Genomic DNA, 17,022 nt, shown 5'->3' on the forward strand with positions numbered 1-17,022 from the left:
GACCTATCCTTTGGCCTTGAAAAATTGTTTGATACGATAAAAGAACTTCTCTACCCAATTACCCTGTACAGATGAAGGATCACGAGTAGTATCACTTGTTTCTTGTGCAATAACTTCAGCTACTTCTTCTAATGTTTTATCCATTTCATCGCCGTGCTCAATTTCTACAATAACTTCTTCAACCTCAACACTTCCATCATCATTTGATTCGATAACTTCACCATCTTCATTTACTTCTTCAACAGTTGCCCTTTCTTCAAGCTTCGATCTTTGATAGAGGTAAATAGGAGTTGAAGCTGGTATAAATTGTACAAGTTGTCCAATTACAGAACGACGATGAGTGATACTAATATCACCACGTGCATTTGCCTTCTCTTCAGCGGCCAGCATTCTCTCATAAAATTTAGGATCATTTTCTTTTGCATACTGCTTGAGAAGCTTATACTTCTTCACAGCAAGTGCATCAACCATTCGAGCAAAAGTCACGAGAAGTTCATCTTTAGGAATTGTCGTATTTACTGTTTTTAAATTTGAATAACTCTTTACTAAGTCATTACTGAAACTTTTTACAATATTATTAATCTTTGGAAAGTGTAGTCTTCTTGCTCTAGCATTATAGAAAGCTTGGAATAAGCGTACTGCTCGATACTTACCGATATGTTTTGACTTATAAATAAGGCCCATAAAGGTATCAACTATTTCGGGTTGTAATAATAGTGAATATAGCCAATTGACAACTTCAGAGTTTCTTTCCTTCTTTAGTTTTGTAATTAAGGCCATTGGATTTTCGTGAACAATTCGAGTTATATCATCTAACTCTGGACGACTCTCTCCTTTGAAAAATATTGGAAGAGTACTTTTTTCTCTATCACTTGCAACACCAAGGTTTGCCATAAGTTTTTTAAGCTCTACTTGGCATTCCTTATTACATAGATCACTATTTTCAAGGTCTCTAATATGCTCACGAACTAAGCGGTATTCATAATAATCATTACCTATATTAATAATATTTCTTTCTGCTTCCTTATCAACTTCAATCTTAAATAAGTCGACATTCGGTGAATTATCAAACTTTGATAAAATAAACTCATTGAATTCATCCGAGTACTCTTTTTCTTTCAAATATTTTTTAAGCTTTGTTTTTGTGACATCAGTAGATGAAAGAAAGTCAGATATATCTTTCATACGTTTAAAAGAGATAAAGTTTACTTCAAAATCTCTAAAGAATACTCTCCAGTCTCTTACATTCACTGAATAATGCTTAGTAAATAAGTTATTATCGAGTTTCTCAATCTTCTTCCATACAGAAAGAGACATTGCAGGCTCTTTGTGTTCACTAGTATTACGAAGACGACGATTTAAGGTCTCTAGTTTGTTAATCTTCTCCTTTAATTCAAATTCAGGAGTGTCATAGAACGAGTTTTTCTTTATACCAAGAAACGATTTAAATGCTCCTCCACAAGAAGCATAAATCTGAAAGTGAATAATTGAAGATAGAATTATTAAAGTATTTAGTCTTTTCATAGGCCCTCGTCCTCATATCGGATACTTGGGCCTAATCTTTAGAGTGTTTAGCTAAAGAATATATGTAATTTTAGCTATTTAAACAGTTTTTGATACTCACCATAACCTTCTTTCTCTAAATCTTGTTTAGGAATAAAGCGCAAAGATGCTGAGTTGATACAATAGCGCTTCCCTTCAGGGCCTGGGCCATCGTCAAAAACGTGACCGAGGTGGGCATCTCCAGACTTCGATCGTACCTCGATTCGAGTCATAAAGAGTTTATTATCCTCTTTCGTTTTAACTAAGTCTTTATCTATTGGTTTAGTAAAGGCTGGCCATCCTGAACCAGAATCATATTTATCAAGAGAACTAAAAAGTGGCTCACCTGTTGTTATATCAACATAGATTCCTTCTTCTTTATGATCCCAATACTTATTAGCAAATGGACGCTCAGTCCCTTCTTTTTGAGTTACTTCATATTCTAATGAAGATAGCTTTTCCTTTAATTCTTTTTCGCTTGGTTTCTTATACACTTTATTATCCTTTTTTGTTTCTTCGCATTTCAGAGGTTTTGAAGAATTGTTTCGAATAAATTGTCCTCGGCCAGATAGCTCTTTATAAGTCTTATATCTAATTGGGTTTTTCTTGTAATAGTCTTGATGATACTCTTCAGCTGGATAGAAAGTCGATCCCTTTTCTATTGCCGTAACTATTGGTGAATCATACTTCTTACATGCTTCAAGATTATTCTTCGAGTTTTGCGCTATATTCTTTTGTTTTTCATTTTCATAAAAGATCACAGTACGATATTGATTTCCCCTATCTGCAAATTGTCCTCCTTCGTCAGTTGGATTTATATTATTCCAATAGATATCTAAGATTTGTTCGAGTTGAACTTTCTTATCATCATAAACAATTTGGACAACTTCAACATACTCGCTTTTACCTGATGATACGATTTGGTAAGTAGGCTTAACTAAATCTTTAGTATTATCAGGGGACATGTAACCAGAGGTAACACTTTTCACTCCCTTAATTTTTTCAAATGGAGCTTCCATACACCAGAAACAGCCACCACCGAGAGTAATCTTGGCAGCATTAATATTATTAGCGAAAAGAAGGCCGATAAATAGGTATACAGCTGTAATAATCTTCATTTATACCTCCATGAAACTATTATAACAGGTTCTCGTATAAGTATTCGTAGCTGATGGCCTAATTGTTACATAATATTATCAATGAAAGGTTTGACCTCCTGATTACGGCCACTTAAAATTGTCTTATGAAAAAACTCATTCAATACTTTATCGATAACCTACTTATCTCAAACGTTCTTTTCTTCAGTGTATTTGTTATTGCCATTTTTGCTTGGACAAAAATTCCAAAAGAAGAAATGCCAGAGTTTGAGTCACCTTATGTTCGTGTTTCCACAATTTACCCTGGAGCAAGTGCTGAGGATATTGAATTCTTTATTACAAAACCCATTGAAGAAGAATTAAAAAATGTAGCAGGCCTAGATGAAGTGCGATCTGTTTCCTCAACTGGCTCAAGTTCAATTACTGTTGTTATGCTTGAGAACTACCCTAATCCAAGAGAAGTCTATCTCGACATTCAAGATGCCGTACTTAGGGCCGATCTACCTAGTGAAGCAGAGATTCCAACATTTAGACAATTTAAATCATCTGAAAAAGCCTATATCGATGTTGGGTTTTACCTAGAGGGAAAGAGAGACTTAACAGTTGAAGACCGAGCAAGACTGCAACAGCTTGTTAGAAACTTTGAAACACAAGTTAAAGCGCTACCTGCAGTATCGTCTGTTACTCGAAGTGGTTACCTTGATCCAGAAAATCATGTCCTTCTTGACCCATATAAAATCAAGCAAAACAGAATCTCAATTCACAACGTTGTAAGAAGTTTAAGAGAAAGTCATATTCGAGCACCGATTGGTGTATTAGAAGATACACAACAATCAAAGGTTACCTCTATTAATGAATTAGTTGATGAATCAGACTTTAAAGACTTGATGGTAACAGGTAATTACGAAGGTGATGGTGTCAGCCTCGATCAAATCGCAAGTTTTAAAAAGTCTTTTGAAAAAACGAATTCAATTTATAAAATCAATGGCCACGAAGGGATAATGCTCAACCTTAAAAAGAGTCATAATGTTGATATCCTAGCGGCCAATAAAGCAACACTTGCCTTTATTGAAAAGTATAAGAAGGGTCAACTTGATGATTTAAGGATTGTGACTCTCGATGATGAATCATATGATGTAAAAAACCGCCTATCAATTGTAGCAAGTAATGGGCTTCTAGGGTTTGGTCTTATTGTTCTCGTTCTCTTCCTATTCCTTGATTTCAAATCGGGGATTTGGGTAAGTATGGGGATTCCTTTTACTCTATGCTTTACCCTAATTTGTATGCTCATCTTTGATTTCACAATCAATAATATGACTCTGGCCGCTATTATTATTGTAATGGGAATCGTGGTTGATGATGCAATTATTGTTGCAGAAAATGTTGGCCGAATTACAGAAGATCATAAAGGCACATTAAAAGAATTAATGGATAAGGTTACAACAGAAGTAACTAAGTTACTAATGCCAATTACTAGTGCCATCGCCACAACATGCGTTGCCTTTGTTCCCCTTCTTTTCTTCGGTGGATGGTTTGGAAAGTTCGTGGCCGTACTTCCATTTATTATTACAATGATGTTAGTGGCTTCACTTATAGAGTCATTCTCTGTTTTACCGGCCCACGTTTATCAAAGAAAACCAAAGAAGAAACATGAAGTAAGTTGGTTTAGAAAATACGAACAAGTCTATGCAAACTTCTTAGAGAAGGCACTAAACTTTAGATTTTTAATAATCTTATTCTTTATTTGTTCAACCGTTTTATCAGGATATCTTTTTACGACAAAATTAAAGTTTGTCATGTTTCCGCGAGAAGAAAGTAAAGAGCTTAGCCTAAGTGTATATACAGAGAAAGGTACATCTAAAGCTGAAATCAATGAGTACCTAAAACCTCTTGAAGATATCTTACTTGAAGAATCACAACGACTAAGTATTGTTGGTTTTCGCTCTAACGTAGGTCAATCTCGTCGTGGAGGAGCTGTAAACTATAATCGAGCAAGTATCACTGTAGAGATTTTACCTGCCGATGAAAGAGAATTATCAGCAAATGATATCGTTGATATCTTAAAAGAGAGAACTAAAGACCTTCCAAATATAAAAGAAATACGCTTCTTTAAATCACGCTGGGGAAGTGGCTCAGGTTCAACAATTGAGGCGCAAATTCAAGATAATGATGACGAAGTTAGAGAGAAAATTGCCAATCTTATTGCCGATCATCAAAAGAATAATAAGAAGTTAAAAAATGTTGAAATTGAAAGACCAATAAATACAAAAGAATTCAACTTTAAAATTAACCAAAATGAGATCCTACGCTTTGGCCTTACTCCTAGTGATGTAACCACTTCTCTACGTACATTTGTCCAAGGTACTATTCTCTATACTCTTAAGAGTACTGATGAAGAGGTTGAGGTAAGACTAACTGTCGCAAAGAATTACAAAGTTGATATTGAAAAGCTAAAACAGTTAAGAATTGATAATGGAAAAGGTGGTTACGTACCAATTTCACGATTTATTACAATTGAAGAGGTTGTAAAACCATCAAATATTGAGCGCGTTGATTTCAAACGAACAACAATGGTTTATTCGGATATAGAAGAAGGTGCAAATACTACACCACTTGAGATTGCTGAATATTACGAGAACGAAGTTTTCCCAGAGATTTTAAAAGAATATCCATCTGCAATTATAAACTTTGTTGGAGAAATTGAAGAAACAAGAGAATCGACTGGTGATTTTAAGATGGCAGGATTTTTAGTTATCGCTCTTATTTATATGATTTTAACAATTCAGTTTAAATCATTGTCTGCACCTCTAATTATTATGACAATTATACCTATTGGGATTTCAGGAGTTATCTATATTCTCATGGCCCACGGCATGGAGATCTTCGGCTTCTTCGCAGTTATTGGGGCCCTTGGAATGGTTGGGGTTGTTGTAAACGACTCGATTGTCCTCATTGATAAACTTATTAGAGAGACAAAGTATACAACGCACAAGACTCAACTTTATAAGCAGATCGCACAAATCTCTTCCACAAGACTTAGAGCAATTATCTTAACTACATTAACGACAGTTATTGGAGTACTTCCTACGGCCTATGGGTTTGCTGGTTATGATTCAATGTTAGCAGAAATGATGCTTACAATGGGATGGGGTCTGGCCATTTCCACAATCATTACACTTTTTCTAACACCATCAATCTTCTCTCTTTTATCAAGATTTCTTGTGACGAAAGAAGAGCAACAAGAAGAAGCATTCTTATAATATTGCCCCTTGGAAACAAATACTTTCAAGGGGTTACATATTGATTTAACTTGTTCAAATTTTATACATATGGCCATAATTTTCAAAATAGGCTTAACAGTTAATAAATAATGTTAGTTTTGTCATATGACAAAGCTCTCTTTGAAAACAGGTATATTCACTATACTCCTCACCTACTTGTACCTAAGTATGGCACAGGTCTATGCTCAAGATTCCATGGAAATGGACTTAGTAATCAATGACATTACAATCGAAAATGATTTGGGTGAAGATATTGGAAATAATCTCTTATTCGGAATTGAAGAGCTTGAAAGTAAGACAGGTGAAACTCTTGATATCATCAAAGTAACAAATGATCTTGAAAACTTAAAAAAGAAAAATGATGAAACATATGAAAATGTTGAACTTGAAGTACTGCCAATAGATTCAAGTAGCATTTCGATCAAATTTGAAATGCAAAAGAAAAGAATTATCAAAAGAATTCTAATAAGTATTGAAAGTATAGAAAAAGACAAAAATGACATTGATAATGACTTAAGGAAGGAGCTTAAATTAAGACGAGGAGGGATTTTTAAGTCCAAGGATATGATGCTTGATATCTCCTCTATTGAAAACTTCTATAAGAAAAAAGGATATCCTCTTGTTAAAGTTAAAAAGAAACTAGAGCTAAATAGTGAGTCCGAAATTATCATCGACTTTAAAGTTCTCCTAAATACAGCTGAAGTTAAAATTGATGACATTAAAATTACTGGTAATAATTATTTCACTGATAAAGAATTAAATAAAATTATCAAATCTAAAGAGTCTTCTTTCTTCTCAAAGAATCTCTTTATTGAAGAAGAATACTTGAATGATATCGAAATCATTAAACGTCATTATATGGAAAGTGGTTTCATCAACATTGAAGTAGAAGCAGATTATAAAGTTAAAAAAGATGAAGCAGATATTTACTTTAAAATCAGTGAAAACAAGCAATTAAAATTAAACAAATTATCAATTGAAGGTAACTCTTTTTTAGAAACTCAAGAAATTCTTAATATTTTAAACACAAAGTTACCCACGGCCTTTTCAATAAAGAAGCAAAGAGAGGCCATTCAAAGAGTGCGAGAACTATACGGAAATAATGGTTACATCTTCACACAAATAACGATGAATTATGACGATAAGAGTGAGAGCGCAACACTAGTTATCAATGAAGGTAAGCCGCAAAAGATTATTAAAATTGAAATAATTGGTAATACAAAAACAGTGCCAGAAGTTATTTATGAAAAGTTAAATTTTAATATCGGAGAAATGGCAAATACGAGTAAGATTAATGAGTCTATATTGAACCTTTATAAAACTGGTTTCTTTAAAGATGTAAAAATTGACTTCTTCCCAATGACAACAAGTGCTGGAAAAGTAGTCATTCAGCTTCAAGAAAATAGTACTCAAACAATCCAATTCTCACTTGGTTCAGCCTATGGTGGAGCAGGTTTTGGAGTTTCTTTAAGTGACAATAATCTCTTTGGTACAGGAACATCACTTGCCCTATCAACAATGATCTCAAAAGAAATAAACCGTGTTGGGCTTGTTTATAATAATGAGAATATTTTTGGATCTGAAATTGATCTTAATATCAGTGCCAATCATGATTTTGAGAGAAGTTACCATTATAAAGAAAAGAAAACAGCTCTTAGAATAATGTTTGAAAAACAAATAAATAAGAATATAAGTCTAGGGCTAGGAACTCGCCTCGAGTTTGTTTCCATTGATAGCTTATCACAACAGTACTCAGATAATATCGACTTATCTGACACAAAAGATGTTGTAAGTGGCCTCATTGGTTCTTTCGCATATCGAATTCAAGATAAAGAAGAAAAAACTAATGGTGTAATATCTGTACATCTTCTACCTTCATTTCATAATCAGGAATTATTCTTTAAAGGTGTCGTTAATGCTCAAGTAACAAGAGATATTTATGAAAATGATGAAGGTGGTAAACATCAAATTTCAGGAAGAGTAACCCTAGGATATGCATCTCAAAGTACTCCTTTTTATGAAAGACTACAAGGTGGAGGAAATGGAACTATTCGTGGGTTTGAGTATGGATCAATAAATAAGGATGGCCAACTCGGATCTAACTCAATGATCTCAGCGAACCTCACATATAGTCTTCCAATATATAAGGATATCTTTAGCGGTGTACTCTTTTTAGATGCATTTGCTCCAGGTAGTAGTGACTTCGCATTTGATGACTTTAGAGTAGTTGGTGGTCTTGGGCTACGCGCTCACATGAACGCAGGCTTTGTACAAGAAACATTTGAAGCAGGTGTCACTATCCCACTCATAAGCAGACAAAATGATATAACAAAACCTTTTTATTTTATAATTGGAGATTATGATCCAGCTTACAACTTATAGGAGATTGTAATGAAGAAGAATCAATTACCTCAGCTCATAATGGCCCTTACCATTATAAGTGGAGTTAGTGTCCAGGCACAAAACTTAAAAGTATGTGACAGATTAAAGAAAGACTTTGATATTAAAGATGTTTCATTTGAAGAGTCACTTGATAAGGCCGAGCGCTATGCTAATTCAGATAAGCATTGTAAAGCGGCTCGAAGCTTTCAATTAGCAATGGTTAAGGATCAATCTAAAGCTCTTGAGCAAGGGCTAGATATCAAATTACTAAATGAGCTTTATGAAGGGAACTTCCTTAATGATTATGTAAACTTCTCATTATCTCTAAAAAAACTAATAAAGGATCATCCACAGTCAGAGCTAATGCATTTTCAAATGGCAAACCTCTATAATCAGAACCTACCTAAAGACATTAAAAATATGCCAATTGGTAATTTTGTAAAAGCAGATGGTAGTGCTAATAATATCGTTAATGAGTCAATTCTTGTTAACCAAGACTTCTTAAACAATTATCCAAATTCAAGATTTTCAAGAGAAGTTGAAGAAAATCTAGCTAATTCAAAAACAGTAGCTCTAAAAAAAGGGTTGGCCGACTTTAAAAATGAAGTTTGGCTTAATAGAAAGTCTGAAGATAAAGATATTTACGAATATCAAGCTGCAATTCTAATGAATCAGATAGTTGAAGCAAATGACGGACGCACAAAATCTCAAGCTCTATTAGAACTATTTGAGCTATTTGCAGACAATCAAAATCTAACAGATGCAAAAGAGAGAATGGCAAATTTAGCATCATTAATTGAAACAAGTGAAGATGTAAAAAGATCAGAGCTAAGAAAAGTAAGTAAAGAGCTTAAAAAAATAGGAAAAGTCCCTCAAACAACGAGTCTTTTAGATTTAAATAATAAAATACAAGAAGCTAGTGAACTTCAACAATCAATGCTTAGCAATGATGACTTAAAAGAATTAATCAAAAGTAAAAAAGGTAATGATCGTTCAATCTTTATGCCTATTGAATTCTCTGATTCTGAAAAATCAATGATGCTAAAAACACTTGGTGTTGTTGGTGTAATGATGGCCTTTGATAAGCCTTTGATGGATTTTGTACAAGATAATAAGAACGATACAATGACAACAATTACTGACTTTACTAACCTCTTTGGAGAAAAAGCAGGACTGCTTCCTGTAGTTGGTGCTTCAATGGCAATCGGACTTGTTTTTAAGAATGATCAATTTAAAAGAGCTGCCGTTAGAAGTGTCGGGGCCGTTCTAATTGGACAATTAGCAACTCAATTACTTAAGTCATTGAGCTCACGTGCAAGACCTCGTGAAGGAAAAGGTCCATATCACTTCGATGGTGTAAACTTTGGACGAAATAACACTTCTTTCTCTTCTGGTCACTCTGCTGGAGCATGGTCAGTTATGACTGTATTTGCAACAGAGTTTAAAGACACAAAAATTGTACCGATTGCAGCCTATTCTCTTGCTGCTTTAACGAGTTTTGCAAGAGTCTACAAGAATGCTCACTGGTTCTCTGACGTTACTCTCGGGGCCCTAATTGGATGGGTATCAGGTAAAATTATGTATCGTTTATTTGATAAAAAAGAAGACGGCCCAGTAAGTTTTACGCCAGTAACTGGAGATCTAAACGGTGCTGCTGTAACTTATAAGGTAGATGGGCAAAAAGACCTTAGAGCTTGGCCTATCGATTATTATCAACTAGTTTTTAATAATAAAGAGTCTGAGTAATACTTGAAAACAGTACTGGTTATCATATTCACTTTAATACTATCAATTGGCGTAAGTTCAAGTACTTATGCCATTGATTATAGTGTTTCTGATAATCAGGATGTTTTATTAGATATTAATAAAACTATAAATAAGCGTTGGCGTGACCTAGAAGAATTACAAGAGAACTCTGACTGGGTTGATACTCAGCTTAAACTCCAATATTTTGGAACAATTTATCAAAAAGGCTGGTTTGGGCCAAAAGTTCAACGTCAAATTATGCCATCTTTAGATGGAAAATACATTGTTGTTGATTCTATATCTGTGGGTGTGCCAATTCTTAAGCAAATGGCCTATTTAGGAACAAACTTTTTAATTAGATCTTCTTTACCATTCATTCAGGGTACTCCAACTGAAGAAAGACATTTCTCTAAGGCAACAGCTGTAGATAGTTATGAAGAAGCTATTGAGCTAAAGCATATGGAAGTGATAGACTTACCGACTTCACGTGAGAGATTTAATTCGTTAAGAGTGGGTCAACAAGTAAATACTGTCCTAACATCTGGTTTTGCTTCAAGAGTAAACCTTCTTTGGCTTGATTTTCTAAATGTTGTGATTCCAGAAGTTACGACTTTTGCACCAAAAGCAAAATTGAAAATTTCAAAATCATTAGATGTAACAATTGAGAAAGAACAAAATGACATTGCAATAATAACAATAAAGCACCTCGATGATATGTCTAAAGGTGCAGGACTAGGCTTAAGTTTAATTGTCGATGAGATTATTGATCTTCCAATTTCAATCGGTATTAATGAATCACAGGGCTACTCTCCTATTGTCTTTAATCTAAAAAAGAGCAAACAAGAAATAAATCAACTAATCTACCGCCTTGATTTGAGTTCACCAGAAGGACTTAAAGCTTACCTGAGTTTTCTTGATCAAGACTTTTCAGAGATTCAAGATCTAGAAGAAAGTGGAAATGAGAGTGTCGAACTTTTCATGAAAAAAGAAGGCCAAAGAAATAATTCTGAATTTAACTGGGGTTTAAACTTTGTTCTATGGAAGACAGGTGCCCGCTATATAAGTGAAAACGGAAAATATGAAACTAGGTTTAAAGATGGTGAAAACCTAAAGTACGAAGAAATAATTTATTCAAAGGTCAGTGATCATAAAGGATTCTCAGGCAAGGAGAAAAGAAATTATAACTTAAAGGCCGTTGTACCTACAAATGATAATGCGACAAAGTCTTTTAGCCTAACTATCAATTACTCTTATTCTGATGATGACAGTTCAGGAAGAGAGTTAAACAAAGAGGCAGACTTTTTATATGAGCGCTACCTTGATAATGGGATGAGAATTGATTTCGATAAAAACCAAGACTATGGAAAAGTCCAAATTTATTCATCACTTATCTTTTCAACAAAGGCAATTGAGGAGCTTATAGAAGTCGATGACTTCACCCTTTGGGAGTCCATTGCATTAGCATTTGAATATACAGATTCTCTAATATGGATAAGTGAAGAAGATCGCAACGACTTTAGAAGAGATAATTATGTGTACGAACATTCTGTCCGTAAGAGAAATCATCTTTCAGCTAATCAAAAGAAGAAACTTAAACAACTTGAAAACTTAAAATTAGCACAAAGAGTATATAAGCTATTTAATAAATTACGTTCAAATATCTCGGTAAAAGAAAAGGCCAAGCTTCTTGTTCATGGACTAAAGTCATCAAAGCTAGCACCAGTCGTGCAAAAAGCAATGGTCAATATAATTGGAATTAACGATTTAATGGGACAAGGATATATAAAGGGAAATCTCTACTAATCTTTTAATCGCCTTAATTTCTTTCCATGTAAATAACAATTAGTACTATGATCTTGAACGATTCCACATGCCTGAAGAAATGCATAAACAATAGTACTTCCGACAAAACGAAAACCTCTTTTTTTCAAATCTTTTGATATATCATCACTTAATTGTGTTTTAGAGGGATATTCTTTTAGATTTTTAAATGAGTTATATATAGTTTTTCCCTCTGTAAAAGACCAGATATACTTATCAAAGCTACCAAACTCTTTTTGAATCTTTAAAAAAGCCTTTGCGTTTGAAATAGTTGACTCGATTTTAAGGCGATTTCTAATAATTCCTGGATTATTCATAAGTTTTTCAACTTTAGCAGGGGTAATCTTTGAGACCTTCTTTATATCAAATTGGTAAAAGGCCTTACGATAATTATCACGCTTCTTGAGAACTGTTTCCCAGCTAAGCCCGGCCTGGGCACCCTCTAAAATGAGGAATTCAAATAATACTTGATCATCATGCACAGGTCTTCCCCATTCACGGTCATGGTACTTCACATATTGGTCGTTAGTTAATTTAAGCCACGGGCATCTTTCTTTCATAGAAAAAATTATATCTCTTTTTTTAATTACGGTTAAGTATTAAAATATAAGCTAGTGCTTTAAAGAAGGAAAATAAATGAAAAAAGTCGTTAAAAATCTTAGCTTCTGGGTCCTTATCGCTGGGATTCTAGGGTATATATTTGGGTCAATTTTTGGTGACCCATCTTGGGCAACAATGAAGACGCCACCAAACTTCTATCAAATAATCGTTATGATTAAGTCAGTATTTATTAGTGCTCTTAAGATGATGATTGCACCAATGATTTTCTTCTCTCTTATCGGAGGGATTATCAATATTGGTGAAATCACAAAGCTTAAATCAATGGGACTAGTGACTATCACTTACTATGTCTCAACGACGATTATCGCAATTATGATTGGCCTTACTGCTGTTTTCTTTATTCATCCATGGAAGAATTCAGGTGTTACCATAAAGACCAAGGATACAATTACTCAACAAAAGCCTGCTCAGTTTATTGAAGAAGGCTCAAACTCGATTCCTGTAGTTATTAAGAAAGTATTTGAGACAGCTCTTGTTAACCCATTTCACGCTCTTGCAAATAATAATATTTTAGGAATTGTAACTGCGGCACTTCTACTTGGGATGTCATTATTAATTGTTCATCATACATCAAATCCACTATATCAAATCGTAAAGGACCTCAATATTGTCATAAATAAGGTACTTCATTGGATTATTAACCTTAGTCCAATTGGAATCTTTGCCATCGTCTTTGATTTTAAGGTGAAGGTTTCTGGAGATATCTTTAGTGAGCTGCTTTCATTTGCCCTACTAGTCTTTGGGGCCACCATGGTTCACGGCCTTTTGGTTTTACCATCAATAGCTTGGTTCTTTGGAAAGCTTAATCCAATTGATCTATTTAAAAAGACGGCCCGTCCCCTTCTTCTTGCCCTGTCAACAGCATCAAGTTCAGCAACTCTTCCTGTTACAATGCAAACTTGTGAAGAAGAGTTAGGAGTTACAAAAGGAGTCAGTGGTTTTGTTTTTCCTCTCGGTGCTACAATGAATATGGATGGTACAGCATTATTTGAAGGTATTGCGGCCATCTTTTTGGCAAATCTCTACGGGATTGAATTATCTGGTGTTGCCATGTTCTCAATATTCTTTATGGCAATGCTCTCATCTGTTGGAGCTCCAGGAATGCCATCAGGTTCAATGTCGGGAATGCAAATGGTATTATTAGCGGCCGGGATTCCTCTTGAAGCAATTGGTATCCTCCTTGTGATTGAAAGGCCTCTAGACACATTTAGAACGGCCGTGAATGTGGAAGGTGATATCATTGGTGCTGTCGTCACTCAAAGATACTTAGATAAAAGAGAAGCAACTTAGAAGAAATAAAAAAGGGCCTCATTTGAGGCCCTATGTACTATTTGAGAGAGTCTTAACCTAACTACTTAAGAACAACATTAAATGCTAGGCTAACTTTATTATCAATTGCCTTATCACCTAAACTTTTGAAGAAGCTTTTAGATCCGTACTTAATTCCAAAATCTGTTCTATCAAACTCAAGTGTTCCAACAAATTTCTTTCCATTATTAGCAGCAAGGAAAGTTACTTCCTTTGTTTTACCCATAATTGTCATGTCCGCTATTACTGTAAAACCTTTTACTTCTTTAATTTTTAATGTAGCAGTTGGGTATTTCTTTACGTTGAAGAAGTCTTCATTTTTAAGGTGACCATTTAATTTATCTAGCCACTCACCTTCAAGATCTGTTGCTGTAAAAGAATTCATATCAACGACAACTGTTCCTGATACAAGCTGACCTTTTTCAACTTTAACATCACCTGATTTAATTTTAACTGTACCAAAGTGGCGACCTGTTACTTTTGTTCCCTGCCAGTAAATCGTTGACTTAGCAGTGTCGATTGTCGCTGCATTTGTTGTTAAAACCGTTACCGCAGCAAAAGCAAAAACTAATAACTTCTTCATAATATTTTCCTCCATTTGATTATTGAATTATGAAATTTCTTAAAAATATAATAGCAAAACATAGTGGAAAATAAAGATCATTATTGGCGACAAGTTGTGCTATAATTAGTCCATGATTTGGATAACGATAGAACAGATAAAATGCCTTCAGGCCCTTGATGAGGCCGGCAGTTTCACTAAAGCCGCAACAGCACTAGCAAAGGCGAAGTCTGCGGTAATTTACTCAATTAACAATCTCGAAGAGCAAGTAGGATTCCCTCTTGTGGACCGAACGAGCTACCGACCTCAAATTACTAATAAAGGTAGAGACTTTCTCAATGAAGCGGCCAAGCTAACAGCTCAATATGATCATCTTATTGAAAAAACCAAGCAAATTTCATCTAACGTAGAGACTCGCGTTTCCATTTCAGTATCAGGAATCTACGAACAAGAAAAGCTTTATCCAATTATCAAAAAGGCCATGTCGCTTTACCCTTCCACAGAAATTATTCTTGAAAAAGAAATACTAAGCGGAGAGAAAATGCTCATGGAAGGTCGAGTTGATTTAGCAATATTTGAAGATCTTTCTCGTACGAAAAATTTTGAGTTCAAGCCTGTTGGTGAAGTTGATATGTACCTAGTTATTGCAAAAGATCATCCTTTTCTTGATTTACCTAAGAAAGAACAGAGTTTCGCTAGTCTTGTGCAATATCCACAAATCATCCAAAGAAGTACCATTCCGGATGACACAATAAAAATTGGTGTAATGGATGAAGCTTTAAAGTGGCGAGTAACCGATACTCCTTCAAAGAAAGAGATAATTCTTAATGGTTTTGGCTGGGGACGTCTGCCCTCAACGATGATTAGAGATGAGCTTAAGAAAGGTAGCTTGGTTCATCTTAAGTCCCTAGAGAAGAAATCACTTGTAAAATTCTGTCTCGGACACAAAAAAGGCCATCAACTAGGAGAAGTGGCCCGATTTATCTGGGATTCTTTCTAGATACCTAAAAGAATTACCTATTTTCAAAGGTTTTCTCCCTTTTTTCAGTGATAAGTGTTAGGTTGGGCCATTATTATTGATTTAAACACAAGGTCCAAATGGAAACTATTTATATTGGAAATCTCAATTACAAGACTTCTGCACAAAACCTTAAGGGAATTTTTTCTCGCTACGGTAAAGTAAGTGATGTGAATCTTCTTAAAATTCCAGGAACTGAAAAAAGTAAAGGTATTGCTTTTGTAAAAATGCAAAAGAAAGACCAGGCACAAAAGGCCATAGATAGTCTAAATGCCACTCAACTTGATGGTAGAACTGTTAAGGTCTCATTTGCAATTGATAATCACGAAGTAAAAAAGCAGCGTGAAGTGGAAGATAAGAAAAAAGTAGCTAAAGAAATAAGCGAAGAAAAAATTATTGTCGCTAAGAAACGTCGCCGTCGTCGTGGCCTACAAGAATTATTTGATAACGTTAGAAAGTAGGCACTGAAATGACGAATAATGATATTTTAAAAAAGCTGCGAATTGCTCTTTCTCTAAAAGATTTTGAAATCATCGAAATCTTAAAACTTGTCGAATTTGAAATGACTAAAACTGAACTTTCAGCTCTATTTCGAAAAGATGATCACCCTAATTATAAGGAATGTGGCGATCAAGTACTAAGAAAGTTTCTAAATGGTTTAATCATTAAAAACCGTGGAACGAGAGAAGAAAGGGCCGAAAAAGCTGCGGCCAATGCAAAGAAGCCTACAGCAAATAAAGCGGCTCCAAAAACAAAGAAACACTCAAAGGTAAAATCAAATGGTTCATATAGGAAAAATAAACCTTCTAAAGGTCCTAAAAAAACTTCATAACGGTTATCGTCTAATTGACCAAGAAGGAACTCAGGAAGTCTTTCTTCCAGAGGACTTCGCACCTTTAAAAATCACAATCGGTGGTGACTTAAAGGTCTTCATCTATCCAGATACTCAGGGAGAGCTAGTGGCAACAACAGAGATGCCATTTGCATGTGTTGGTGAGTATGCTCTTTTAAAAGTTGTTGAAGTTCAAGAGTTTGGTGCTTTCTTTGATTTTGGTATTAGTAAAGATCTACTCGTTCCTGGAAATGAACAAAAAATAAAAGTACGTCCATATGAGTCTCACCTTGTACGAGTTTGTAAAGAGGACGGTACAGGGAGAATCTTTGGTACAACAAAACTTGGCCAATATATTCAAGGCTCAGACTTTGATATAAGTGAAGGAGATCAAGTTGATATTCAAATTGCTTCTCAAACTGAGCTTGGTCATCGTGTAATTGTAAATCGTAAATTTATTGGAATGATCTATAAGAATGAAACATTCCAACGAGTTTTAGTTGGTAATACATATCAAGCATTTGTAAAAAAGATCCGTGAAGACGGACTTGTGGATGTGGCCTTGCAAGAACAAGGAATTAAAAACTTAGTTGATTCAAAAGATGTTATTTTAGACTTTTTAAAACGCAATGGCGGCTCAAGTATCTTACATGACAAAAGTTCACCAGAAGATATTAAGAACTTTCTAGGAATGAGTAAGAAAACATTTAAGAAATCGATTGGTATGCTTTACAAAGACAAGCTTATCGAAATAAATGATAATGGAATAAAATTAGTAGAAGATAATAGATAAAGAAAAGCCTCGCAAAAGC

General features: G+C 34.6%; 13 protein-coding genes. 9 read left to right on the plus strand and 4 right to left on the minus strand.

Annotated elements, in window-relative coordinates; genetic code table 11:
• Positions 1 to 3: 3 nt before the first annotated feature.
• Together DAY19_RS06945 and msrB are read right to left on the minus strand one after the other, a co-directional pair.
• Positions 4 to 1,524: a hypothetical protein gene (locus DAY19_RS06945; protein WP_114706476.1), complete on the minus strand. Its 1,521-nt coding sequence runs from the start codon at positions 1,522 to 1,524 to the stop codon at positions 4 to 6.
• A 74-nt stretch (positions 1,525 to 1,598) separates the two neighbouring features.
• Positions 1,599 to 2,660: a peptide-methionine (R)-S-oxide reductase MsrB gene (msrB, locus tag DAY19_RS06950; RefSeq protein WP_114706477.1), complete on the minus strand. Its 1,062-nt coding sequence runs from the start codon at positions 2,658 to 2,660 to the stop codon at positions 1,599 to 1,601.
• Positions 2,661 to 2,785: 125 nt separating this feature from the next.
• Here msrB and DAY19_RS06955 point away from each other — a divergent pair, with 125 nt between their 5' ends.
• The 4 genes from DAY19_RS06955 (at position 2,786) to DAY19_RS06970 (ending at position 11,851) form a co-directional block, all read left to right on the plus strand.
• A complete protein-coding gene (locus DAY19_RS06955; protein WP_114706478.1) occupies positions 2,786 to 5,899 on the plus strand; it encodes an efflux RND transporter permease subunit in 3,114 nt (1,037 codons plus the stop codon).
• A gap of 189 nt (positions 5,900 to 6,088) precedes the next feature.
• The gene (locus tag DAY19_RS06960) at positions 6,089 to 8,302 is read left to right on the plus strand and encodes a BamA/OMP85 family outer membrane protein (protein WP_158536823.1); all 2,214 of its coding nucleotides are present in this window, start codon (positions 6,089 to 6,091) and stop codon (positions 8,300 to 8,302) included.
• Positions 8,303 to 8,311: 9 nt separating this feature from the next.
• Positions 8,312 to 10,048 (plus strand): phosphatase PAP2 family protein, encoded by a 1,737-nt coding sequence (locus tag DAY19_RS06965; protein ID WP_114706480.1) that lies wholly within the window; start codon positions 8,312 to 8,314, stop codon positions 10,046 to 10,048.
• Between the two features lie 3 nt (positions 10,049 to 10,051).
• Positions 10,052 to 11,851 (plus strand): hypothetical protein, encoded by a 1,800-nt coding sequence (locus DAY19_RS06970; RefSeq protein WP_114706481.1) that lies wholly within the window; start codon positions 10,052 to 10,054, stop codon positions 11,849 to 11,851.
• Here DAY19_RS06970 and DAY19_RS06975 read toward each other — a convergent pair.
• The gene (locus DAY19_RS06975; RefSeq protein WP_114706482.1) at positions 11,848 to 12,429 is read right to left on the minus strand and encodes a DNA-3-methyladenine glycosylase I; all 582 of its coding nucleotides are present in this window, start codon (positions 12,427 to 12,429) and stop codon (positions 11,848 to 11,850) included. The two genes, DAY19_RS06970 and DAY19_RS06975, sit on opposite strands and share 4 nt — an antisense overlap.
• A 76-nt stretch (positions 12,430 to 12,505) precedes the next feature.
• Here DAY19_RS06975 and DAY19_RS06980 point away from each other — a divergent pair, with 76 nt between their 5' ends.
• Positions 12,506 to 13,780: a dicarboxylate/amino acid:cation symporter gene (locus tag DAY19_RS06980; RefSeq protein WP_114706483.1), complete on the plus strand. Its 1,275-nt coding sequence runs from the start codon at positions 12,506 to 12,508 to the stop codon at positions 13,778 to 13,780.
• A 61-nt stretch (positions 13,781 to 13,841) separates the two neighbouring features.
• On the opposite strand, the gene DAY19_RS06985 is transcribed toward DAY19_RS06980, so the two are convergent.
• Positions 13,842 to 14,381, minus strand: coding sequence for a YceI family protein (locus DAY19_RS06985; protein ID WP_114706484.1), 540 nt, complete (start codon positions 14,379 to 14,381; stop codon positions 13,842 to 13,844).
• A 112-nt stretch (positions 14,382 to 14,493) separates the two neighbouring features.
• Between DAY19_RS06985 and DAY19_RS06990 the strand changes: the two genes are divergently transcribed.
• The 4 genes from DAY19_RS06990 (at position 14,494) to DAY19_RS07005 (ending at position 17,003) form a co-directional block, all read left to right on the plus strand.
• On the plus strand, positions 14,494 to 15,360 hold the full coding sequence (locus tag DAY19_RS06990; protein ID WP_114706485.1) for a LysR family transcriptional regulator: 867 nt from the start codon (positions 14,494 to 14,496) through the stop codon (positions 15,358 to 15,360).
• 98 nt (positions 15,361 to 15,458) lie between these two features.
• On the plus strand, positions 15,459 to 15,839 hold the full coding sequence (locus DAY19_RS06995) for an RNA recognition motif domain-containing protein (protein WP_114706486.1): 381 nt from the start codon (positions 15,459 to 15,461) through the stop codon (positions 15,837 to 15,839).
• Positions 15,840 to 15,847: 8 nt separating this feature from the next.
• On the plus strand, positions 15,848 to 16,210 hold the full coding sequence (locus DAY19_RS07000; RefSeq protein WP_114706487.1) for a DUF1456 family protein: 363 nt from the start codon (positions 15,848 to 15,850) through the stop codon (positions 16,208 to 16,210).
• Positions 16,158 to 17,003, plus strand: a complete 846-nt coding sequence (locus tag DAY19_RS07005) for a CvfB family protein (RefSeq protein WP_115360791.1) — start codon at positions 16,158 to 16,160, stop codon at positions 17,001 to 17,003. The genes DAY19_RS07000 and DAY19_RS07005 overlap by 53 nt, the downstream gene beginning before the upstream one ends.
• Positions 17,004 to 17,022 lie beyond the last annotated feature (19 nt).

Origin of the sequence: Halobacteriovorax vibrionivorans (assembly GCF_003346865.1) — a bacterium.
Lineage (GTDB): Bacteria > Bdellovibrionota > Bacteriovoracia > Bacteriovoracales > Bacteriovoracaceae > Halobacteriovorax_A > Halobacteriovorax_A vibrionivorans.